The 21,313-nt window shown below is 63.3% G+C and carries 20 protein-coding genes; 1 reads left to right on the top strand and 19 read right to left on the bottom strand.

What is annotated here, in order from left to right; genetic code table 11:
• Nucleotides 1-304 precede the first annotated feature (304 nt).
• Nucleotides 305-3,040 carry an aconitate hydratase AcnA gene (gene acnA, locus RN347_RS02880; protein ID WP_263585140.1) on the top strand — a complete coding sequence of 912 codons (2,736 nt, stop codon included), beginning with the start codon at nt 305-307 and terminating at the stop codon, nt 3,038-3,040.
• A 113-nt stretch (nt 3,041-3,153) separates the two neighbouring features.
• On the opposite strand, the gene RN347_RS02875 is transcribed toward acnA, so the two are convergent.
• The 19 genes from RN347_RS02875 to gloA all read right to left on the bottom strand — a co-directional run bounded on the left by RN347_RS02875 (nt 3,154) and on the right by gloA (nt 21,241).
• Entirely contained in the window at nt 3,154-4,830 is a 1,677-nt protein-coding gene (locus tag RN347_RS02875; protein WP_311960083.1) for an NAD-dependent malic enzyme, read from the bottom strand.
• Between the two features lie 166 nt (nt 4,831-4,996).
• Entirely contained in the window at nt 4,997-6,223 is a 1,227-nt protein-coding gene (locus RN347_RS02870; RefSeq protein WP_263585142.1) for a YeeE/YedE family protein, read from the bottom strand.
• 65 nt (nt 6,224-6,288) lie between these two features.
• Nucleotides 6,289-7,314: an AI-2E family transporter gene (locus RN347_RS02865; RefSeq protein ID WP_263585143.1), complete on the bottom strand. Its 1,026-nt coding sequence runs from the start codon at nt 7,312-7,314 to the stop codon at nt 6,289-6,291.
• A 172-nt stretch (nt 7,315-7,486) separates the two neighbouring features.
• A complete protein-coding gene (locus tag RN347_RS02860) occupies nt 7,487-8,506 on the bottom strand; it encodes a tryptophan--tRNA ligase (RefSeq protein WP_263585144.1) in 1,020 nt (339 codons plus the stop codon).
• 51 nt (nt 8,507-8,557) lie between these two features.
• Nucleotides 8,558-9,031, bottom strand: coding sequence for a hypothetical protein (locus tag RN347_RS02855; protein WP_311960080.1), 474 nt, complete (start codon nt 9,029-9,031; stop codon nt 8,558-8,560).
• Nucleotides 9,018-9,488 (bottom strand): prepilin-type cleavage/methylation domain-containing protein, encoded by a 471-nt coding sequence (locus tag RN347_RS02850; protein ID WP_311960078.1) that lies wholly within the window; start codon nt 9,486-9,488, stop codon nt 9,018-9,020. Before RN347_RS02850 ends, RN347_RS02855 begins: the two co-directional genes overlap by 14 nt.
• Nucleotides 9,485-9,886 (bottom strand): prepilin-type N-terminal cleavage/methylation domain-containing protein, encoded by a 402-nt coding sequence (locus tag RN347_RS02845; protein WP_311960076.1) that lies wholly within the window; start codon nt 9,884-9,886, stop codon nt 9,485-9,487. Before RN347_RS02845 ends, RN347_RS02850 begins: the two co-directional genes overlap by 4 nt.
• On the bottom strand, nt 9,887-10,306 hold the full coding sequence (locus RN347_RS02840) for a type IV pilin protein (protein ID WP_311960074.1): 420 nt from the start codon (nt 10,304-10,306) through the stop codon (nt 9,887-9,889).
• Nucleotides 10,307-10,367: 61 nt separating this feature from the next.
• The gene (ispH, locus tag RN347_RS02835) at nt 10,368-11,357 is read right to left on the bottom strand and encodes a 4-hydroxy-3-methylbut-2-enyl diphosphate reductase (protein WP_311960072.1); all 990 of its coding nucleotides are present in this window, start codon (nt 11,355-11,357) and stop codon (nt 10,368-10,370) included.
• A 116-nt stretch (nt 11,358-11,473) separates the two neighbouring features.
• Nucleotides 11,474-11,917 carry an FKBP-type peptidyl-prolyl cis-trans isomerase gene (gene fkpB, locus RN347_RS02830; RefSeq protein ID WP_263585149.1) on the bottom strand — a complete coding sequence of 148 codons (444 nt, stop codon included), beginning with the start codon at nt 11,915-11,917 and terminating at the stop codon, nt 11,474-11,476.
• A gap of 10 nt (nt 11,918-11,927) precedes the next feature.
• Nucleotides 11,928-12,473 (bottom strand): signal peptidase II, encoded by a 546-nt coding sequence (gene lspA, locus RN347_RS02825; RefSeq protein WP_263585150.1) that lies wholly within the window; start codon nt 12,471-12,473, stop codon nt 11,928-11,930.
• Nucleotides 12,466-15,297 carry an isoleucine--tRNA ligase gene (gene ileS, locus RN347_RS02820; protein ID WP_311960066.1) on the bottom strand — a complete coding sequence of 944 codons (2,832 nt, stop codon included), beginning with the start codon at nt 15,295-15,297 and terminating at the stop codon, nt 12,466-12,468. The genes lspA and ileS overlap by 8 nt, the downstream gene beginning before the upstream one ends.
• An 8-nt stretch (nt 15,298-15,305) precedes the next feature.
• A complete protein-coding gene (gene ribF / locus RN347_RS02815) occupies nt 15,306-16,409 on the bottom strand; it encodes a bifunctional riboflavin kinase/FAD synthetase (RefSeq protein ID WP_311960063.1) in 1,104 nt (367 codons plus the stop codon).
• 120 nt (nt 16,410-16,529) lie between these two features.
• Entirely contained in the window at nt 16,530-18,101 is a 1,572-nt protein-coding gene (gene murJ / locus RN347_RS02810; protein WP_311960060.1) for a murein biosynthesis integral membrane protein MurJ, read from the bottom strand.
• Between the two features lie 70 nt (nt 18,102-18,171).
• Complete coding sequence (gene rpsT / locus RN347_RS02805; protein WP_263585154.1) at nt 18,172-18,438, bottom strand: 30S ribosomal protein S20; 267 nt, start codon at nt 18,436-18,438, stop codon at nt 18,172-18,174.
• Nucleotides 18,439-18,674: 236 nt separating this feature from the next.
• Nucleotides 18,675-19,481, bottom strand: a complete 807-nt coding sequence (gene cysQ / locus RN347_RS02800) for a 3'(2'),5'-bisphosphate nucleotidase CysQ (RefSeq protein ID WP_311960057.1) — start codon at nt 19,479-19,481, stop codon at nt 18,675-18,677.
• Complete coding sequence (locus RN347_RS02795; protein WP_311960055.1) at nt 19,482-20,204, bottom strand: mobilization protein; 723 nt, start codon at nt 20,202-20,204, stop codon at nt 19,482-19,484.
• A 128-nt stretch (nt 20,205-20,332) separates the two neighbouring features.
• Nucleotides 20,333-20,788, bottom strand: coding sequence for an META domain-containing protein (locus tag RN347_RS02790; protein WP_263585157.1), 456 nt, complete (start codon nt 20,786-20,788; stop codon nt 20,333-20,335).
• A 12-nt stretch (nt 20,789-20,800) separates the two neighbouring features.
• Nucleotides 20,801-21,241 (bottom strand): lactoylglutathione lyase, encoded by a 441-nt coding sequence (gloA, locus tag RN347_RS02785; RefSeq protein WP_263585158.1) that lies wholly within the window; start codon nt 21,239-21,241, stop codon nt 20,801-20,803.
• Nucleotides 21,242-21,313: the final 72 nt, after the last annotated feature.

Here is a 21,313-nt window from a genome sequence, read left to right as displayed (position 1 = left end):
ATGCGCTGGTAGCGGTCGAAAACCAGACAAGAGAGTCTGCCTGAAATGGCGTCGAGTACAAGCGATTACAAGGCCCACGCTCATCCATTGGGTGCCGCGCGCTTGAAAGGCCGGATTAAAATGCCCATGTACCATTAACAAGTACCATTAATAAGCTAGGCTTTACACAACGACCCATCGCGGTGGAACAGGCCAGGTGCCAACAGAGCGCCACCCAACGTGTGTTAATTTAAGGCCTGAACATGACTTACCGTGGCACTGCAAAAACCTAAAAACGCCCAGCCATCAAGTAGAGGAGCATGGAATGAGCAAGATCCCCGATACGCTCAGCACCCTGGAGGTAGGCAGCCGCTCTTACGCCTACTACAGCTTGCCCAAGGCGGCCGAGTCGCTTGGCAATATTGAACGGCTACCCAAGACCCTGAAAATCCTGCTGGAAAACCAGCTGCGCTTCGGCGACGACGAAAGCGTCGACAACGACGATCTGCAGGCGCTGGTCGACTGGCAGAAAGAGGGCAAATCGAGCCGTGAAATCGGCTACCGTCCGGCACGCGTTCTCATGCAGGACTTCACCGGCGTGCCCGGCGTGGTCGATCTGGCCTCGATGCGCGACGCGGTCGAAAAGCTCGGCGAGGACCCGGCGCGCATCAATCCGCTTTCGCCGGTGGATCTGGTCATCGACCACTCGGTCATGGTCGACGAGTTCGGTCATGCCACGGCGTTCGATGAGAACGTCGAGATCGAAATGGAGCGCAACCGCGAGCGTTACGAGTTTTTGCGCTGGGGCCAGCAGGCCTTCGACAACTTCAAGGTCGTCCCACCGGGCACCGGTATCTGCCACCAGGTCAACCTGGAGTACCTGGGCAAATCGGTCTGGACCAAGGAAGAAGACGGCAAAACCTACGCCTTCCCCGATACGCTGGTCGGCACCGACTCGCACACCACCATGATCAACGGTCTTGGCGTGCTTGGCTGGGGCGTGGGCGGCATCGAGGCGGAAGCCGCGATGCTGGGTCAGCCGGTGTCGATGCTGATTCCCGAAGTCATCGGCTTCAAGCTCGAAGGCAAGCTGCAGGAAGGCATTACCGCAACGGACCTGGTGCTGACCGTCACCGAAATACTGCGCAAGAAAGGCGTGGTCGGCAAGTTCGTCGAGTTCTACGGCGACGGCCTGAAGGATCTACCGCTGGCGGATCGCGCCACGATCGCCAACATGGCGCCGGAGTACGGCGCGACCTGCGGCTTCTTCCCGGTGGACGACGAAACCCTGAACTACATGCGCCTGACCGGCCGTGAAGACGACCAGATCGCGCTGGTCAAAGCGTACTGCCAGGAGCAGGGGCTGTGGCGCGAACCCGGCGACGAGCCGGTCTTTACCGACACCCTGGGCCTCGATATGAGCACCGTCGAGGCGAGCCTGGCCGGACCCAAGCGCCCGCAGGATCGCGTATCGCTCAAGAACCTGCCCGACGCCTTCAACAAGGTGATGGAAGACGACGGCAAGCTCGAGCAAAACACCGAAACCGGCAAGTTCTCCTCGGAAGGTGGCCAGACCGCGGTGGGCCTCGAACGAAGCTTCGAGCACAACGACAGCCAGGACGTGGCCTACAACGGCCAGAGTTTCCGCCTGAACCCGGGGGCGGTCGTGATCGCCGCGATTACGTCCTGCACCAACACTTCCAACCCGAGCGTGATGATGGCCGCCGGCCTTCTGGCGCGCAAGGCGCGAGAGAAAGGTCTGGAAACCAAACCCTGGGTCAAGACCTCCCTGGCGCCGGGCTCCAAGGTCGTCACCGACTACCTGGCCGCGGCGAACCTGAACGAGGATTTGGACGCGCTGGGCTTCAATCTGGTGGGTTACGGCTGCACCACCTGTATCGGCAACTCCGGCCCGCTGCCCGAGGAGATCGAAAAAGCGATCAACTCAGGCGACCTGGCCGTGGCCTCGGTGCTCTCGGGCAACCGCAACTTCGAAGGCCGTGTGCATCCGCTGGTGAAAACCAACTGGCTCGCTTCACCGCCTCTGGTGGTCGCCTACGCCCTGGCCGGCAACGTGCAGTGCAATCTGGTCGATGAACCACTTGGCGATGACGGCGACGGCAACCCGGTGTATCTGAAGGATATCTGGCCCTCCCAGGCCGAAATCGCCGAGGCGGTCGAGAAGGTCAACACCGACATGTTCCGCAAGGAGTATGGCGAGGTGTTCGAAGGCGACGAGACCTGGAAAGCGATCAACGTGCCGGAAAGTCAGGTGTACGAATGGCCGGAGTCCACCTACATTCAGCACCCGCCGTTTTTCGAGGGGATGGGCCGCGAACCCGAGCCCACCGAAGACGTCAAAAACGCCCGGGTGCTGGCGATGCTGGGCGACTCGGTGACCACCGACCACATCTCGCCGGCGGGTTCGATTAAGCCGGACAGCCCCGCCGGGCGCTATTTGCAGGAGCATGGTGTGAAGCCGGTGGACTTCAACTCCTACGGCTCGCGGCGCGGCAACCACGAGGTGATGATGCGCGGCACCTTCGCCAACGTGCGTATTCAAAACGAGATGCTCGACGGCGTGGTCGGCGGCGAAACCCGCCACGTGCCGAGCGGCGAGCAGATGGCCATTTATGATGCGGCCATGAAGTATCAGGAAGAAGGCACGCCGCTGGTCGTGATCGCCGGCAAGGAGTACGGCACGGGTTCCAGCCGCGACTGGGCCGCCAAGGGCACGCGCCTGCTCGGCGTACGTGCGGTGCTGGCGGAGTCCTACGAGCGTATTCACCGCTCCAACCTGATCGGCATGGGCGTGGTACCGCTACAGTTCCCGGAAGGCGAAGGCCGCCAGAGCCTGGGGCTGACCGGCGATGAGGAGGTATCGATCGAGGGCCTTTCCGATCTGAGCCCGGGCTCGAACGTGAAGGTCACGATCAAAAACGGCGACGGTGAGCGCACCCTCGAGGCGAAATGCCGTATCGATACGGTGAACGAACTGGCGTACTACCGCCATGGTGGTATTCTTCACTACGTGCTGCGCAAGATGATCGGCGCAGCCTAAGCAGTAGATGAACCCAATGCTTGCATGCCCCCACCCTGGTGGGGGTTTTTTTTCGCCCCTAAAAAAGCGCCGCTGCCAGGGCAGCGGCGCGGGGGCCTGCGCGGCGTGAAGGTTTAAACGGCGCGACGGCGGTACTCGCGGTAGTCCGGGTCCCAGCTCGCGCTTTCGATATCGTGACGAAGCTGGGTGCCGCTGGTGGTCAGCGCCACGCCGTTATGCTGGGCGGTAGCGGCCACTTCAAAAGCGATCGACTGGCTGATCTCGCGGATTCTGGACAGCGGCGGCAAAAGCGCCCCTTTGCCCTCCTTGACCAGCGGCGCTTCGCGCGCCAGCGCCCGGGAGGCGCTCATCAGCATCTCGTCGGTCACGCGGTGGGCTTTCGCCGCGACCACGCCAAGGCCAATGCCGGGGAAAATGTAGGCGTTGTTGCACTGGGCGATCGCGTAGGTGCGCCCGTTGTGCACCACCGGCGCGAAGGGGCTGCCGGTGGCGACCAGCGCCTGGCCATCGGTCCAACGAATCACGTCTTCCGGCAACGCTTCTGCCTGAGAGGTCGGATTGGAGAGCGGCATGATCACCGGATTCTCACAGCCGGCATGCATGGTGCGCACCACCTGCTCGGTGAAGATACCGCGCTGGCCGCACACGCCGATCAGCACGGTCGGTTTGATTCGGGCAATGGTCTCCTCGAGCCCCTGACCGTTCCAGTCCTTGACCAGCGAAGGGTCGTGGGCCAGCCGGCGCTGGAAATCACGCTGCCAGCTCTGATCCGAGGTCATCAATCCGTCGCGGTCGATGACGTAGATCCGCTCGCGCGCTTCGCGCTCCGATAGCCCTTCGGCCTGCATCGCGACCACGACCTGCTCGGCGATGCCGCAGCCGGCGGAGCCGCCACCGACGAAGACTACCCGCTGTTTGGCGATACTCTCTTCACGCGCGTGGCAGGCCGCCATCAGCGTGCCCACGACCACCGAGGCGGTGCCCTGGACGTCGTCGTTGAAGCAGCAAAGCTCGTTGCGGTAGCGCTCCAAAAGCGGCACGGCGTTGGCCTGGGCGAAGTCCTCGAACTGCAGCAGCACGTTGGGCCAGCGGCGCTTGACCGCGGCGATGAAGTCCGCCATGAAGGCGTCGTACTCGTCCTGGCCGACCCGCTCGTGGCGCCAGCCCATGTACATCGGGTCGTCCAGCAGTGCCTGGTTGTTGGTGCCCACGTCGATCATGATCGGCAGCGTATAGGCCGGGCTGATCCCGCCGCAAGCGGTGTAAAGCGCCAGCTTGCCGATCGGAATGCCCATGCCGCCGATGCCCTGGTCACCAAGGCCCAGAATGCGCTCGCCGTCGGTGACCACGATCACCTTGACGTTGTCCTTGGTGGCGCTGCGCAGGATGTCGTCCATGTGCTCACGATCCGGGTAGCTGATAAAAAGCCCCCGGTGGTTGCGATAGATATTGGAAAATTCCTGACACGCCTTGCCGACCGTCGGCGTATAGATGATCGGCAGCATCTCCTCGAGATGCTCGGATACCAGCCGGAAGTAGAGCGTTTCGTTGTCATCCTGGATCGCGCGCAGGAAAATGTGGCGGTCCAGATCGTTATGGCACTGCTGGTATTGGCGGTAGCTGCGCTCGAGCTGATCCTCGATGGTCTCGACCTTCTGCGGCAGCAAACCAATCAGGTTGAACGCGAGTCGCTCCTTTTGAGTAAACGCACTGCCTTTGTTCAATAGCGGCATCTCGAGCAGGGAAGGACCGGCGTAAGGAATGTACAAGGGGCGTTTGCTTTCAGTCATGGGGCTCTCTTCTCGTCCATTACTGCTGCAGCGCAGCAATATCAAGCGTTTACAGTATGACGGCGTAATGTACCACGCTACTACGACAAAGGTGGCACGCGCACCCATCTGGCGCAAAAAAATGCCTCGCTTTTTTAGCGAGGCACGAGACATCAATCAGTTAGCGTCAGGCGGTTTTCGCCTTCGGCTTGCGCCCTTCTACCCCGGCGAAAAACAGTGGCCGCATTTTGACCCCCAGCATGTTGCCGGCGAAGGCGGCTGCCATCCAGACCCAGCCGTGCAGGCTACCCGAGGCGATGCCGCTGAAGTAGGCGCCAATGTTGCAGCCAAAGGCGAGCCGCGCGCCGTAACCAAGCATCAGCCCGCCGAGAATCGCCGCCACCACCGAGCGAATCGGGATATTGAAGTTCGGCGCGAAGCGCCCGGCCAGATGCGCCGCCGCCAACGCCCCCAGCATGATGCCGATGTTCATGACCGTCGTGATGTCCGAAAAGATGCTGGCGTTGAGCGCCGCTTCGTTGGACGCGGACTGCCAGTAACCCCACTGACTGACATCGCCGCCGATGAATTCGAACACCTTCGCCCCCCACAGCGCGAAGGCCGAGGTGATGCCCCAGGGACGGCCGGCAAGCGCCAGCGTGGCGAAGTTCAAAAGCGCCAGCGCTACGGCCCCGGCATACAAGGGCCAGGGTCCTGCCAGCCAACGCTCGCGCAGCGGCCGGGTCACCGCCGGCGCCCTTTCGAGCTGGCCGTGGCGGCGGCGCTCCAGCACCAGCGTGGTCGCGGCGATCGCGGCAAAGATCACCAGGCTAATGGCGATACCTACGCTCGGGCCCGCGACCTCCACCAGCGATACCGGCGCGAACGCCGGCAGGCTCTGCCACCAGGCGAAGTGGGCGGTGCCGATCACCGAGCCGACCACAAAAAACAGCAGCGTGATCAGCATGCGCGCGTTGCCGCCGCCGGCGGTGAAGAGCGTTCCCGAGGCGCAGCCGCCACCGAGCTGCATGCCGAGCCCGAAAATGAACGCGCCGACCACCACGGACACGCCGATGGGCGCAACGAAACCGGCCACCGGCGTGCCGGAGAGCGACCCCGCGCCGAGGGCAGGGAAAAACAGCACGACGGCAATGGCGAGCATGACCATCTGAGCGCGCAAGCCCCGGCCGCGGCGCTCGGTGATGAAGGCCCGCCAGGCCGCGGTGAAACCGAAGGCGGCGTGGTAGAGCACGACGCCAAACAGCGCGCCGATGATCATCAAAAGCCCGGTATTGGCGCTAAAGAACACGCCGATCAATAGCGCACCGAGTACCGTCGCCGCCATGGCGAGCAGCGGCACCCGGTACTTGTTGGAGAGTTTTTCGGCCTCCGGTGAGGCAGACGTGGTCGACATGAGGCACCCTCGATGGTTAAGCGTTGATTGCAAGCGCTGATTATAAAACCGGGTAGCGCGCTGGCCTACTCGACAGGATTGTGATCACCCTCTTCGCGCTGAACGTAGAGCTCGTTGATCAACACGAAACCGATTACGGTCAGCGGTGCGGCCAGGAGCACCCCAGCGACGCCGAAAAGCGTGCTGGCAGCGAAGAGCGAAAACAGCAGCATCGCCGGCGGCAGGCTTACCGCGTGCTGCTGCACCAGCGGCTGCAGCACGTTGCCCTCGATCTGCTGGATGATCACGTAAGCGATCAGCGCGAACAGCGCGGTTTGGGGACTGACCGTATAGGCGAGCAAAAGTGCCGGCACCGCGGCGATCAAGGGCCCGACCAGCGGCACGAAATCCAGCACCCCGGCAATCAGCCCAAGCCCGAGTGGGGCCGGCACACCGATCAACCACATGCTCACCCCGACCAGAAAACCGGTGCTTGCCATGGCGATCAGCTGCCCACCGAGCCAATGTCGCAGCGCCTTGCCGCTGGCATCCAGCGCACCGGCCAGTTTGTCGCGACTCTTGATCGGCGCGAGCAGCAGCAGTCCGTGGCGATACACCTGCGGCTGGGCAGCGAAGTAGATCATGCCCACGAACAGGGCAAAAAAGTTCACCAGACTCCCGCCCATGGAAACCACCACCATGCCGAACTGCGCGATGCCGTTTTCGAACATCGACCCGGCGCGCTCGCCGGCGTTGTCCATCAAGGGTTCCAGCGGCGTATCCTGAAGGCGCTCTCTAAGCTGCTGCCAGGCGTCGGGCAGCAGCGACGTCAGCGACTCGAGCTCCGAGGTCACCTGAGAGCCAAAGGCCAGGCTGATACCGGCCAGCAGCAGTATCAGGCCGACCACCACGATCAATAGCGCCAGCCAGCGCGGCATACCTCGATCGAGCAGCGGATTCATGCAGGTTTGCAGAATACAGGCCCCGACCACCGCGCCGAAGATCAGCAGCAGCAACCCCACGAGTTTCCAGAGCACCAGCGCCACGACCGCCAGCGCCAGTACGATCATGGCTTTTTCGGTAAACGTTTGATGACGGTACGTCGATTGCATTTACTCATTCCTTGTCAATGCGTTGCCCCATAGGACGAAAAGCGCCCGACTCACGGCATCCTTGTCGCCTGACTGTAGCTTATGCGCCACGAAACGGTTAGGCACGGCGCTAAAAAAGGCCCTGCCTGGCGGCAGAGCCTATCGCTTGCGCGATATTCGGGCGGTGATACGCTTAGCTAAAGCGCCCCAGCCCCATCGCCGAGCGCAGCGTCTCGATGGTGCGCGTGGCCTCTTCGCGGGCGCGCTCGGCGCCCTTTTGCAATACATTTTCGATATGGCCCGGGTCTTCGAGTAGCGCCGAGTAGCGCTCGCGGGGCGCTTGCAGGTGTGCATTCAGGTAGTCGAACACCTGATTTTTGGCATCGCCCCAGCCGATGCCGGCAGCGTACTGCTCGCGCATCGCAGCCGCTTCCTCGGCGCTTGCGAAGGCCGCGTAGATTTGAAACAGCGTGCAGGTGTCCGGGTCCTTTGGCTCGCCAGGCTCCAGCGAGTTGGTCTTGATCTTGCGAACGAGCTTCTGGAGTTTTTTCTCCGGGGCGAACAGCGCAATGGTGTTGTCGTAGCTTTTCGACATCTTGCGCCCGTCCAGGCCCTTCAATACTTCGGTTTTTTCGTCCACCACCGCCTCGGGCTGAACGAAGTAATTGCCTTTATAAAGGTGGTTGAAGCGTCCAGCGATGTCGCGCGCCATTTCGATGTGCTGAATCTGGTCGCGCCCGACCGGCACCTTGTGGGCGTTGAACATCAGGATATCCGCCGCCATTAGCACCGGGTAACCAAACAGCCCCATGGTCACGCCTTTATCGGCGTCCTGATTGCCCGCTTCCTCGTTATCCGCCACCGCCGCTTTATAGGCGTGGGCACGGTTCATCAGCCCCTTGGCGCAGACGCAGGAGAGCATCCACATGAGCTCGGGAATTTCCGGAATGTCCGACTGGCGGTAGAAGACCGCGTTATCGGTATCGAGGCCCAGCGCCAGCCAGGTCGCGGCGATCTCCAGGCGCGACTGCTGCACCCGCTTGGGGTCCTGGCACTTGATCAGCGCGTGGTAGTCGGCCATGAAGTAGAACGGCTCCACGTTCGGATCCTGACTTGCCTCGATGGCCGGTTTGATGGCGCCGACGTAGTTGCCCAGATGGGGCGTGCCGGAGGTGGTAATCCCGGTCAGCACACGGGTTTTGGCGTTGCTCATGGTGTGATCGATCCAGCGTCATAAAAATTCGAAAGTGGTTCGATTGTACACTCAATCCCACGAAAACGTCGCCCCGGGCTCGCGCTCTTCGTCGACCCGCAGCAGTATCGGCGCACTGTGTGCGGCAAGCTCCCCGTTACTCGCGCGGCTCACGCCAAGTGCCAGCACCCAGCGCTCGGCGCCCCGCATCACGGGCAGATAAAGACACGAACCCTCGACACAGCGATGCACCGCCGTGGGGTGTGCGGTGACTATCGGCCAGCGAACATTTTGACCCGGTTCGAGCCCGGGGGCATTGTGCCAGTCGAGCGTATCAACGGCGGAAAGCGCTCTCGCGGCGGCAGTTTCGGCGCGCATGTGCGCTTTGAGCGCGGCGCGGTAGTTGGCGGCCTGGCGCTGGTCGACCAGCGCCGACTGAACGCCCACGAGGCCGAGCATCAGCGCGCCGGTCAACACGACCATGACCACCACCAGCGCCGCACCACGCTGGCGGCCAAGGACGGAGGTAGTCTCAGCGCAGCGCATCGGTACTCGCCAGCCCAAATGGGCGCTGAGTGACATGAAAGGCAACCCGCTGCCCGTTGGGGCCAAGCGGCAGGGCGACGCGAAACACGCCGTTTTGAACGGGTTCGACCAGTGCACCGGTTTGCGCGCAGGCGCCTGGTCCGAGCCTGTCGAACGAGACCAGCGGCTGGGCCTCTTCGCGGTCCTGCACGGTACAGCGACACTCACCCGGCTCGCCGCGACACACAAGGCGAAAAGCCGCTGCGGTTTGCGCGCTAAAGTCACTCGGGCGCCGCAGCCGGTCGGCCATGGCCGTGGCGGTATAAATGAGAGTTTGCTGCTGGCGACCCAGCCGGTCCACCTGCTCGAAGGTGTGAAAGCTCGACAGCAAAAGCCGCCCGGCGCCAAGCACCACGGCGCTGGAAAGCGCCACCGCGACCAGCGCATCCACCAGCGTCAAACCTCGCTGCCCGTTCATGGGCGCTCCGCCGACCGGGCAGGCAGCTCGAGCCGATACGTCGCAGGGACAAACGACACGCGCGTCACGGTGATCATAAACGCGCAGCCCTGACGCTCTATCGCGCCCAGGGCGTCACCGGCAAGCAGCGCCTCGTCCTCATCGAACCAGTACTGGCGCCAGCGGCGCTCGACCTGACCGATAGCCATGTCGGCGCAGGCCGGCGCGCGACGGTACTCAGCCCAGAGCCGCTCCTGGGCATCCAGCGCGGCAACGCTTGCAAGCGCTTGCTGGTACCCTTCGTGGGCACCCTGCAGGGACTTCAACTGTAGCGCGGCCATGGCGACCAGCCCAAGCGAGAGCACCAGCAGCGCGACCAGCGACTCGACGAGCCCAAAGCCACGCTGACCGGTGCTCATTCACCAGCACCGTTCGGGGTGACGCTCGCCGAGCGCGTTCAGAGTAAGCGGCTCACTGCAGCCGTCGTTCTCATCGGTCGTGGCCGTCAGTAGAAAACCACCATCGTAGTCCGGCGCCTGCGCATTCGTATTGCCGGGGGTTCGTAGAATGTCGTAGTGGCCATCGGGGGAGGTATCAGGGATGGCGCAGCCGTTGTCGTAGCTGTAGAGACGGGCGTAGCAGCGTTCGAGCTCGGCGGCGGCGCTCAAAAGCCCGGCCTGGGCATCGGTGCGAAGCGCGTTCTGGGTATAGCGCTGATAGCCTGGATAGGCGATGCCCGCGAGGATCGCGACGATCGCTACCACGATGAGTACTTCGATGAGGGTGAAACCGCGCGGGCGCAACGTGGCGCCGGCGCGTGGGTCAAAACGATTGGTCACGGAGTCGCCTCGTTTTAGTTAGCCCATACCTTAAGTATGGCTAAAACGGGCGTTGAACGCATTAGCCGCTTGCGATCACCTGATCACGAAGCTCCCTGGGCATCGAGAACACGATGGTCTCTTCACGGCCGGCAAGCTCTGAGGGGTCCGTCGCCCCGAGCGACTTGAGCCGCTCGATCACGCCCTTGACCAGCACCTCCGGCGCGCTGGCGCCAGCGGTCACACCGATACGCGAAACGTTGTCGAGCCAGTGGCCCTCGATCTGATCGGCGTTGTCGATCAGATAAGCCGGCGTGCCGATCCGCTCGGAGAGTTCGCGCAGGCGGTTGGAGTTGGAGCTATTCGGGCTGCCCACCACCAGAATGAGATCGTTTTGCGCCGCCAAGTCGCGCACCGCGTCCTGACGGTTTTGCGTGGCGTAGCAGATGTCGTTCTTGCGCGGGCCCTGGATCTCGGGGAACTTGTCGCGCAGCGCGTCGATCACCTTCGCGGTATCGTCCATCGACAGCGTCGTTTGGGTCACGAACGAGAGCGTCGACGGGTCGGCCACGTCGAGCTTCGCCACGTCCTCCTCATCCTCGACCAGGTAAATGCGCCCACCAAAAGAGGTATCGTAGCGGCCCATGGTGCCCTCGACCTCGGGATGACCTTCGTGGCCGATCAAAATGCACTCCTGGCCGCGCTTGGCGTAGCGCAGCACTTCCATGTGCACCTTGGTCACCAGCGGGCAGGTGGCGTCGAACACTTTCAAGCCCCGCCGGTCGGCGTCTTCCTGCACCGCCTGGGAGACACCGTGGGCGGAGAAGATCACGATGACGTCGTCCGGCACCTCGTCGAGCTCTTCGACGAACACCGCGCCGCGCTCTCGAAGCGAATCCACGACGAACTTGTTATGGACCACTTCGTGGCGCACGTAGACCGGCGGGCCGAACACGTCGAGCGCCCGGTTGACGATGTCGATGGCACGATCCACCCCGGCGCAGAAGCCGCGAGGATTGGCCAACTGAATGGTGATCGGCGTCGTTTGAGACTCGGTTTCGGGTGCGTTCATGGTAGCGCCTTGATGCGTGAGCGCATCGCTGAGTGAATAGTGGCTCGCGGCTCTTGATGCATTGAGACAGCGCCCGGCTCATCGCGTTCGATCGACGCGTGCGCGGGCGATGCGGGTCAGTGAGTGGTCGCGGGGCGAATCTCGAGCACCTCGACCTCGAAGGTCAGTGTACGCCCGGCCAGTGGATGATTGAAGTCCACCTCGACCCGGTCACCGTCGATGGTCTTGACCACGCCGGGAAGCTCGGTGCCCGCCTTGTCGGCAAACGACATCACCATGCCGATCTCCGGCTCTTCGTCGCCAAAATCCGCGCGCTTGAGCGTCTGGATGTTCTGCGCGTTGTGCTGGCCAAAGGCGTGCTCCGGGGTGATCTCGAACGTGCCGCTCTGCCCCGGTGCGAGCCCCTTGATCGGGTGCTCGAAACCCGGCGGCAAATTGCCGTCGCCGAAGACGAAGGTGGCCGGGGCTTTCTCTTTGGTCGAGTCCACCACCGTGCCGTCTTCGAGCTTCAGGGTGAAATGCAGGGTAATTTCCATACCCTCGTCGATGACGTAGTCCATGCGCTTCTCGCTAGTGGGTGGTTTCGTTGACAGCGGCCTTTTTGCGCCGCCGATCGCCCATGATCGACTCCCAGATCAACAGCGCAGCGCCAATCACGATGCCCATGTCGGCCACGTTGAACGCCGGGTAGTACCAGCCGGCGACGTGGAAGGAGAGAAAATCGACCACGTAGCCGTGCACCAGCCGGTCGTACAGGTTGCCCAGCGCCCCGCCGATGATCAAGGGCAGCGCCACGGCCAGAATTCTTTCATCGCGGCGGATGCGCGAAAGCCAAACGGTCAGCGCGACGCTCGCGCCGACCGCAATGATGGCGAAGAACCAGCGCTGCCAGCCCGGGTGGTCGGCCAGAAAGCTGAACGCCGCGCCGAAGTTGTGCATCAGGCGCAGATCGAAAAACGGCAGTACCTGCACCGGCGCGTTGTAATCCAGCGCGTGGCTGAGCCAGTACTTGGTCAACAGATCGACCGCGATGACCGCCGCGGCGATCCATAAAAAGCGCAGCGGCCGGCGCATCGGCGCCCTTTCCGCCGCCGGCGCTTGAGTTGCGTTAGGCATAGCGGCGGACCTCGCCAGGGCCGTCCGGCAGGTTCAAAATCGAGCGCTCGCAAAGCGTCGGGTGCTCCGGGTGGCTACCCACGTCCGGGCGGCGCTCCCAGCTGCGCTCGCACTTCTCATAGGGGCTCGGCGCCACGGCGACCTTCAATCCCTCGAGCTCGCTGTGAGCGCCCGCCTCGGCCTCGGTCAGCGGCTTGAGCGTCGCGTTCGAGGTGATCAGCACGAAGCGCAGCTCGTCGCCCAGGCGCGCAAGCAGCGCCTCGAGCTCGTCGCTGACATAGAGCGTTACCTCGCTATCCAGCGAGCCCTTGATGGTGCCCTCGCCGCGCGCCTCTTCCAGCCGCTTGTTGACCGCCTGTTTGACCTCGAGCACCTGCTCCCAGAACTCGCGGCCCATCTCGGCATCGTCGGAAAGCGGCGTGAGCCCCTCGTAGTAGGTCTCGAGCAGCACGCTGTCGCCGTGCTCACCCGGGATATGCTCGAAGATCTCCTCGGCGGTGAAGGAGATAATCGGCGCGACCCAGCGCGAGAGCGCTTCGATCACGTGATACAGCGCGCTCTGGCAGCTTCGCCGCGCCAGCGAATCCGCCTGGGTGGTGTACTGGCGATCCTTGATGATATCCAGGTAGAAGCCACCCAGATCGCGGGCGCAGAAGTCATGCACCTGCTGATAGACGTCGCGGAAGCGGTACTCGTCATACGCGGTCTGGATGCGCGCCTGGAGCTGGTCGGCGCGGTCGACGATCCAGCGATCCAGCGCGATCATGTCGTCGAACGCCACCATGTCGCGGCTCGGCTCGAACCCGGTCAGGTTACCCAGCAAAAAGCGCGCGGTGTTGCGAATGCGCCGGTAAACGTCGGCGGTGCGCTTCAGTATCTCATCGGACACCGCCATTTCGCCGGAGTAGTCGGTGGACGCGGTCCACAGACGCAGGATGTCGGCGCCGAGCTTGTCCATCACCGTTTGCGGCGCGACCACGTTGCCGATCGATTTGGACATCTTGCGCCCCTGAGCGTCGACGGTGAAACCGTGGGTCAGAAGCTCGCGGTACGGCGGGTGGCCGTCGATGGCCGAGCCGGTCAGAAGCGATGAGTGGAACCAGCCGCGGTGTTGATCCGAGCCTTCGAGATACAGATCCGCCCGCGGGCCGGACTCATGACCGTGCGGGTGCGAGCCTCGGAGCACGTGGCGGTGGGTGGTCCCGGAGTCGAACCACACGTCCAGCGTGTCGGTGATTTTCTCGTACTCATCGGCCTCGGCGCCGAGAAGCTCTAGAGCGTCCATGCCAAACCAGGCGTCGATGCCGCCCTCTTCCACGCGTTTGGCGACCTCTTCCATCAGGCCCACGGTGTTGGGGTGAAGCTCGCCGGTCTGGCGGTGAAGGAAGAACGGAATCGGCACGCCCCAGTTGCGCTGGCGCGAGATGCACCAGTCCGGGCGGTGGGCAATCATGCTGTGAAGCCGCGCCTGGCCCCAGTTTGGTGTGAACCGGGTGGCTTCGATACCCTCGAGCGCCTTTTCGCGCAGGGTCTTGCCGTCGCGGCCTTCGATGTCCATGCCCACGAACCACTGCGCCGTGGCGCGGTAGATCACCGGCGTCTTGTGGCGCCAGCAGTGCATGTAGCTGTGGGTGATCGGCGTATGCGCCATCAGCGCGCCGGCATCCGCAAGTGCGGCGACGATCTTCGGGTTCGCCTTCCAGATCATCTCCCCGCCAAACATCGGCAGATCATCGACGTAGACGCCGTTGCTCTGCACCGGGTTTCGCATGTCGTCGAACTCCATGCCGTAGTCGCGGCAGGTGTTGAAGTCGTCCACACCGTAGGACGGCGCGGAGTGGACAATCCCGGTGCTGCCGACCTCACTTTCGACGTAGTCGGCCAGATACACCGGCGAGCGGCGATCAAAAAGCGGATGGCGGAAGTCGATCAGGTCGAGCGTTTCGCCCTTCGCGGTCGCGATTACCTCACCTTCCAGACCAAAGCGCTCGAGGCAGCTCTCGACCAGCTCCTCGGCGAGCAGTAGCAGGCGCTCGCCGGTGTCGACCAAGGCGTAGGTAAACTCCGGGTGGACGTTCAGCGCCTGGTTGGCGGGAATGGTCCAGGGCGTGGTGGTCCAGATGACCACCGCCGCGGGCTTGGAAAGCGCCTCCAGTCCGAAGGCCGCGGCCAGCTTGTCCGCGTCGTCCACCGGAAAGGCGACATCGATGGCGTCGGACTTCTTGTCCTGGTACTCGACTTCCGCTTCGGCGAGCGCCGAGCCACAGTCGAAGCACCAGTTGACCGGCTTCAAGCCCTTGAACACGTAACCCGCCTCGACCATCTCGGCAAGCGCGCGGATCTCGCCGGCTTCGTTGACGAAGTCCATCGAGCGGTAGGGGTGATGCCAGTCGCCGATCACGCCCAGACGCACGAAATCGGTGAGCTGGGTTTCGATCTGAGCGCCGGCGTATTCGCGGCAGAGCTCTCGGGCCTTTTCCGGCGAGAGATGCTTACCGTGAGTGGTTTCGACCTTGTGCTCGATGGGCAGGCCGTGGCAGTCCCAGCCCGGCACGTAAGGTGCATCGAAGCCGGCGAGGTTCTTCGACTTGACGATGATGTCTTTCAGGATCTTGTTGACGGCGTGACCGATATGGATGCTGCCGTTGGCGTAGGGAGGGCCATCGTGCAGCACGAACAGCGGGGAGCCTGCGCGGGCATCGCGCAGGCGCTGGTAGAGATCCATGTCCTGCCATTTGGAAACCCGCCCCGGCTCCTGCTTGGGCAGCATGCCGCGCATGGGGAAATCGGTATCGGGCAGATTGAGCGTGTGCTTGTAGTCCATAGGTCCGGTCAGCCGTCGTTAGCCTCGGCGTCGCCCGCCGAAGAGAAATCAGAAGAAGCGGCCTCTCGCCCGAGCGGGGCCGAAGCCAGCCAGGCCTCGAGCGCGCCGCCGTCAAAAGGCGCGCTCGAAACCGATGATGTGACATCCGCCTCAGCGGTGCCTGCGGCGCCCGCCGAGGCAGTCTCGCCGGGGGCAAAATAGCGTCGCGCGCGCGCCTGGTCGCGCTGAATCTGCGCCTTGAGCGCGTCGAAGTCGTCGAACTTCACCTCGCCGCGCAGTCGTGCGCAGGGGTAAACGGTGAGCCGCTGCCCGTACAGGTCGCCTTCGAAGTCGAACAGGTGCACCTCGAGGGTCGGGCGCTTGGCACCGACGGTCGGGCGAAAGCCGACGTTGGCCACCCCCGAATAACGGCGGCCGTCTGCAAGCTCCGCGATCACGGCGAACACCCCGCGCAGGGTCAGCGGCTGCGGCAACAGCGGCAAATTCGCCGTGGGCGCGCCGATGGTGCGCCCAAGCTGCTGGTCGCGCACTACGCGCCCAGACACCGAATAGGGCCGGCCCAATAAACACTGGGCGGCGGCGAAGTTGCCGCTGGCGAGCATCGTGCGCACCCGGGAGCTCGAGACGCGCTCACCCTCTATCGTGAAGGTGCGCGTGTGCTCGACGGCGAAGCCCTCTTCGTCGCCCACCGCCTTGAGCAGCGCGAAGTCGCCGCGCCGGTCGCAGCCGAAGCGAAAGTCGTCACCCACCACCAGGTGCTTCACGCCGAGCCCTTCGATCAGAACACGATCGATGAACTCACGCCCGGTCAGGCTTCGAAGGGCGTCGTTGAAGGCCAAACACAGCACCCGCTCGGCGCCGTGCTGGCCCAAAAGGCGCACCTTTTCGCGAAGACGGGTAAGCCTGGGCGGGGCCTGCTCGCCGGCGAAGTACTCCCGCGGCTGAGGCTCGAACACTACCACCGTCAGCGGCAGACCCAGGCGCGCGGCGTGCTCGCGGCACTGCTCCATGATCGCCTGATGGCCGCGATGCACGCCGTCGAAATTACCGATCGTCGCCACGCAGCCGCTCTCGCTTGCGCCCAGATTGTGCAGACCTCGTATAACGTGCATGGCCCCTCTTTCGGTTGAAGCGTGCCAGTCACCGCGTGGGTGAAGATGCTTTTGTGTCAACAAAGCCCTTGATTATAACGAACGCGCGGTGAAGGTGCAGTTACGATTGCGCCGCCTCACTCAGCTTGAAAGCCGGAAGTGGCGAAGGCGCAGCCCCCAGGCGGCAAGCCAGGCAAAATAGAGCCCGCCGCCGAGCGCCATCAATCCCGCCACCCAACCAATTCGCGTCCACAGACTAAAATCGAGCCACGCCTGCCAGGGCGGCGTAAGCAGATAGAGCGCGCCTCCCATGAGCGCACTTCCGCCGATGAGCTGGATCGCGTAGCGCCCCCAGCCGGGCTGAAACACCAGCACCTTTTCGCGATACAGCAGATAGCCCAGAAGCCCGGCGTTGAGAAACGCCGACAGCGCCGTTGCCAGCGCCAGCCCCGCATGGGCCAGCGGCCATATCAACAGCAGGTTGAAGACCATGTTGGCGACCATGGCAACGATGCCGACCTTGACCGGCGTTTTGGTGTCCTGGCGAGCAAAAAAGCCCGGCGCCAGCACCTTGATCAGCATGAACGCGACGAGCCCCACCGCGTAGGCGCGAAGGCTCATGGCGGCCATCTGGATGTCGCTGTCGGTCATCGCGCCGTAGTGAAACAGCGTGATCAAAAACGGCTCCGCCAGCACCACCAGCGCAAGCGCGGCCGGCACGCCCAGCAGCAGCACCACGCGAATCGCCCAGTCGAGCATGGCGGCGAAGTGGCCGCCTGATTTTTCCGCGTGGCGCTTGGAGAGCGCCGGCAGAATCACCGTGCCGATCGCCACGCCGAACACCCCGAGCGGCAGTTCCACCAGACGGTCCGAGTAGTAGAGCCAGGAGACGCTGCCCGCGGCCAGAAGCGAGGCCAGCACGGTGTCCAGCAGCAGGTTGATCTGCGAAACCGACACGCCAAACAGCGCCGGCGCCATCAGCTTCAGGATGCGCTTCACCCCGTCGTGGGCGAAGTTGGGCCAGGGCGTGGGCAGAAGCCCCAGCCGGTAGAGAAACGGTACCTGGAAAACGAGCTGGGCGCACCCCGCGATCAGCACGCCCCAGGCCAGGGCCATGGCGGGCTCTTCCATCAGCGGCATCAAAAAAAGCGCCGCCCCGATCAGCGAGAGATTCAGCAGCACCGGCGTAAACGCCGGCACGGCGAACCGGTTCCAGGTGTTGAGCACCGAGCCAGAAAAAGCGGTCAGCGAAATCAGCAACAGGTACGGAAAGGTCAGGCGCAGCATGTCCGCAGTGAGCGCGAGCTTTTCCGGGTCGCGGCCGAAGCCCGGCGCGAACAGCCAGATCAGCCAGGGCGCGCACAGCATGGCCAGCGCGGTAATCAGCGCCAGCAGCGCGGTAAGACTTCCCGCTACCGCGTTCAAGAGCTCGCGGATCTCCTCGCGGTTTTGCCGCGTCGAATATTCGGAGAGCACCGGCACGAAGGCCTGGTTGAACGCGCCTTCGGCAAACAGCCGACGCAGAAAGTTGGGAATCTTGAAGGCGACGAAAAACGCATCCGCCCCGCTGCCGGCGCCGAGAAACGTGGCCACCACGACGTCGCGGACCAGCCCCATGACCCGGGAGAGCATGGTCATGGCGCTGACGATCAGCCCCGAGCGCATCAGAGTGCGCCGGGGGGCCGCGGCTTGCTGGGGAGAGGAGTCCGTCATCGCGTTATCCCTGGACGTATACAGGCACAAAAAAACCGGCCGTAGCCGGTTTTTTCAAGACGCTGCCGGCTTACGCTGCCAGCGCTTTAATTCGCTTGTTCAAGCGGCTTTTCAGACGAGCGGCCTTTTTCTTGGACAGCACGTCCTTGTCAGCGATGCGGTCGACGACCGGCTGCATCTGCTTGAACTCTTCCATTGCCTTGCCATGGTCGCCGGTGTGAATCGCCTTGATCACACGCTTGATGTAGGTGCGGACCATGCTGCGCTGGCTGGATTTCAGGGCACGACGTGTCTCGGCCTGGCGGGCGCGCTTGCGAGCTTGCTTGCTGTTCGCCACTGGTATCTCCTTGGAGAATAAAGGTTGCCTGAACGGCAACGAATTAACTATATGTTGTCGAGTGACTAACGCCAAGCTCGACATTACCTAAACAACCAACTGATTTTGCAGGCGTTTTTGCTCTGCCAAACGTGTAACGGCAAGCCTTGGCCCGCTCGTTCCCACGCTTTTTCTGTCTTAGCTGCCTGAGAGGATGGCGTAGCCTATCACACCTGCCCCGGTCGTGCCAGCGCTTGTCAAGCGTTAAAGTGCTCGCGCGCGCTTTGGCTCCAGACGAAAAAGCTGGGGTTCAAAGGCCTTGCCGGCGTGTGGTAGCCAAGCGCTTCACCGGCTTCATCGACGATCATCCCGCCGGCCTGCTCCACCACCGCCTGGGCGGCAGCGGTATCCCAAAGGCTGGTCGGCCCGAAGCGCGGGTAGACATCCGCCCGCCCCTCGGCGATCAGACAGGCCTTGAGCGAGCTTCCAAGCGGGGTGAGCTCACACTCACCGAGCGAGCCAAGCCAGGCCTTCAATCGCGGGTCCTGATGCGAGCGGCTGCCCAGCACCCGATAGCCCCGGGCCGCATCGAACTCGGCGCAGCGAATCGGCTGCCAGATGCCCTCGCCTTCGACCTTGAACGCGCCCAGCCCACGCCCGGCCAGGTAGCGTTTGCCAAGCGCCGGGGCCACCACCACCCCAAGCACTGGCTCGCCTTGATGAATCAGGGCGATGTTGACGGTGAACTCGTCATTGCGCTTGATGAACTCCCGGGTACCGTCGAGCGGGTCGACTAGCCAGTAGGTGCCCTCCACCCCCGGCCCTTCAAAGCGCTCCACACTCTCTTCAGAAAGCACCGGCGTTTGGGGCGTCAATCGGGCAAGCCCCGCCAGGATCACCTCGTTGGCGCGAAGGTCCGCCTCGGTCAGCGGGCTTTGATCCGCTTTCAGCGTGACGTCGATCTCCCGGCGGTAGACCGAAAGAATCACCTGGCCCGCCTCCCGGGCGAGCTCATCGATGGCCTCGAGCAGCGCCCGGTCAAGGGCGGGCTGGGCGCCTTGCATCTACGCTTCCCCGGTATTTGATGCCGGCTCAGGGCTTGGGGCCACCACGTCATCGAGCTCGCGATAGGCCTGGCGCAGCCACACTTTCATGCGCTGACGCTCAGCGATGTTCATCAGGCGACGATCATTGGCCACCGCCCAGAAGCTGCTGTCGTTGAAGTCGATTTTCTGGGTCAGCTTGGCGTGAAGCCTTGGCAGCTCGATCAGCTGCGCGCCTTGAGCCCGCGCCTGGCGGCAGGCCTCGCTTTGGCGAAAACGCTCGAAGCTCTCGCCACGGCCCAGGTTCTGAACCACCACCACGCTCACCGGCTGATCGCCAAGGCGCTTCAACAGCGTTTGCAGCAGCGCCACCGAGTCGGCGCCATCATCCATGACGTGCCACCACTGCACGCGTGCACCGAGCTCGCCGAGCAGCGCGAACACATCGGTTTCATCGAGCCAGCGGCCCAACGCCTGAGACGACTGCGCGGCCAGGTCGATGATCAGGTCGCGCTCGGGATCCGCCTCCACCGCCATCAGCACGCCGTCCATGCTCTCGTCGTCACCGACGATCACGGGTGAGGCGTAGTCCGCGTAAAAGCGTGAGAACGTCTTGTGAGAGGCATCGCCATCGAAGCCGATGAATGCCCGGTCGTGGTCGATGTAGTACTGCGCGAGCACTCGCGCGGTCATCGATTTGCCCACGCCCCCCTTTTCACCACCGATAAAATGTACGCAGGCCATCGTTACTCGTCTCTGATGAAAACCGAACCCAATCGCGAATTTAGCAAAAAAACCGCGCCGCGCCTTCACTACTTCGTGCCTGGCGTACATTTATATCCGACGACAAAACATCGGCCACCCGGTCGGCGTTAGTTGGCCTTGCGCCAGCCGCCCAACACGCGGCTGTCCGGACCAAAAAAGACCACCCGGTCGTGATCGATCAGGTAGCGGTAGGCGGTTTCGAGCATACCGGTCACGCGGCGAGCATCATCGAGCTCGGCGCAGCCCATGCGCGTGGTGGAAAGCTCGCCCACCTCGATGCGCTGACTCTCACCGAGGCTCACGCTGCCCTGAAAGTTGTTACAGCCGTCGCTTCCGGTAATACGCCCGTCGCGGCCAATCTGGAAAAACGCCGTTTGCGGCATCGACAGGCGCTCGTCGGTCCCCATCAGCAGTAGATTCCAGCGCGTGCCGACCAGCGGGCCCGAAAGCGTCCCGCCACTGGCGACCGGTGCCGACCCGCCCTGTTGAACCGGGCCACTGCTACACGCGCTCAACAGCAGCGCCGCGCTGACGGCAAGCGCGCCAATAATATGTTTTTTCACCGATAACGTCCTTTACCAGCTGCCGCTGTTATCCATGGAAGCCCAGGGCTCCTGGGGCTCGAAGGCGTCCCCTTTTTGCAAAAGCTCGACGGAGATGCCGTCCGGGGATTTCACGAACGCCATGTGGCCATCGCGCGGCGGGCGGTTGATGGTGACGCCGGCGTTCTGCAGCCGCTCGCAGGTCGCGTAGATATCGTCGACGCGAAAGGCCAGATGGCCAAAGTTGCGCCCGCCGGCGTACTCCTCCGGGTCCCAGTTATAGGTGAGTTCGAGCTCCGGGGCGCTCAGACGCTCGCTGCGCCCCACGTCGTCTCGCGCCGCCAGAAAGATCAGCGTGAAGCGGCCCTTTTCGCTCTCCTTGCGGCGCACTTCCTCGAGCCCCAGCAGGTCACAGTAGAAGTGAAGCGAGGCATCGATATCGCTGATGCGTACCATGGTGTGTAGAAACTGCATAAGATTCCCTCCTTCGAGCACGAGTTGAAACGATAACGGGAACAGAATAGCGGCGATTGGGCAATTCATGAA

Source organism: Halomonas sp. PAMB 3264, assembly GCF_031954245.1.
GTDB lineage: Bacteria > Pseudomonadota > Gammaproteobacteria > Pseudomonadales > Halomonadaceae > Vreelandella.
The sequence above is the reverse complement of the archived record's forward strand: the minus strand, read 5'-3'. Positions and strand labels throughout refer to the sequence as shown.

What these genes read in the sequence shown, in the direction of transcription:
- RN347_RS02870 (WP_263585142.1), bottom strand. Translation starts at nt 6,223, where the DNA reads ATGTCGACCACGTCTGCCTCACCGGAGGCCGAAAAACTCTCCAACAAG.
- fkpB (WP_263585149.1), bottom strand. Translation starts at nt 11,917, where the DNA reads ATGGACTACGTCATCGACGAGGGTATGGAAATTACCCTGCATTTCACC.
- cysQ (WP_311960057.1), bottom strand. Translation starts at nt 19,481, where the DNA reads ATGCAAGGCGCCCAGCCCGCCCTTGACCGGGCGCTGCTCGAGGCCATC.
- RN347_RS02875 (WP_311960083.1), bottom strand. Translation starts at nt 4,830, where the DNA reads ATGACTGAAAGCAAACGCCCCTTGTACATTCCTTACGCCGGTCCTTCC.
- lspA (WP_263585150.1), bottom strand. Translation starts at nt 12,473, where the DNA reads ATGCCTAACGCAACTCAAGCGCCGGCGGCGGAAAGGGCGCCGATGCGC.
- ispH (WP_311960072.1), bottom strand. Translation starts at nt 11,357, where the DNA reads ATGAACGCACCCGAAACCGAGTCTCAAACGACGCCGATCACCATTCAG.
- acnA (WP_263585140.1), top strand. Translation starts at nt 305, where the DNA reads ATGAGCAAGATCCCCGATACGCTCAGCACCCTGGAGGTAGGCAGCCGC.
- ileS (WP_311960066.1), bottom strand. Translation starts at nt 15,297, where the DNA reads ATGGACTACAAGCACACGCTCAATCTGCCCGATACCGATTTCCCCATG.
- RN347_RS02850 (WP_311960078.1), bottom strand. Translation starts at nt 9,488, where the DNA reads ATGAACGGGCAGCGAGGTTTGACGCTGGTGGATGCGCTGGTCGCGGTG.
- RN347_RS02795 (WP_311960055.1), bottom strand. Translation starts at nt 20,204, where the DNA reads ATGGCCTGCGTACATTTTATCGGTGGTGAAAAGGGGGGCGTGGGCAAA.
- murJ (WP_311960060.1), bottom strand. Translation starts at nt 18,101, where the DNA reads ATGACGGACTCCTCTCCCCAGCAAGCCGCGGCCCCCCGGCGCACTCTG.
- RN347_RS02865 (WP_263585143.1), bottom strand. Translation starts at nt 7,314, where the DNA reads ATGCAATCGACGTACCGTCATCAAACGTTTACCGAAAAAGCCATGATC.
- RN347_RS02855 (WP_311960080.1), bottom strand. Translation starts at nt 9,031, where the DNA reads ATGCGCTGCGCTGAGACTACCTCCGTCCTTGGCCGCCAGCGTGGTGCG.
- RN347_RS02860 (WP_263585144.1), bottom strand. Translation starts at nt 8,506, where the DNA reads ATGAGCAACGCCAAAACCCGTGTGCTGACCGGGATTACCACCTCCGGC.
- gloA (WP_263585158.1), bottom strand. Translation starts at nt 21,241, where the DNA reads ATGCAGTTTCTACACACCATGGTACGCATCAGCGATATCGATGCCTCG.
- ribF (WP_311960063.1), bottom strand. Translation starts at nt 16,409, where the DNA reads ATGCACGTTATACGAGGTCTGCACAATCTGGGCGCAAGCGAGAGCGGC.
- RN347_RS02845 (WP_311960076.1), bottom strand. Translation starts at nt 9,886, where the DNA reads ATGAGCACCGGTCAGCGTGGCTTTGGGCTCGTCGAGTCGCTGGTCGCG.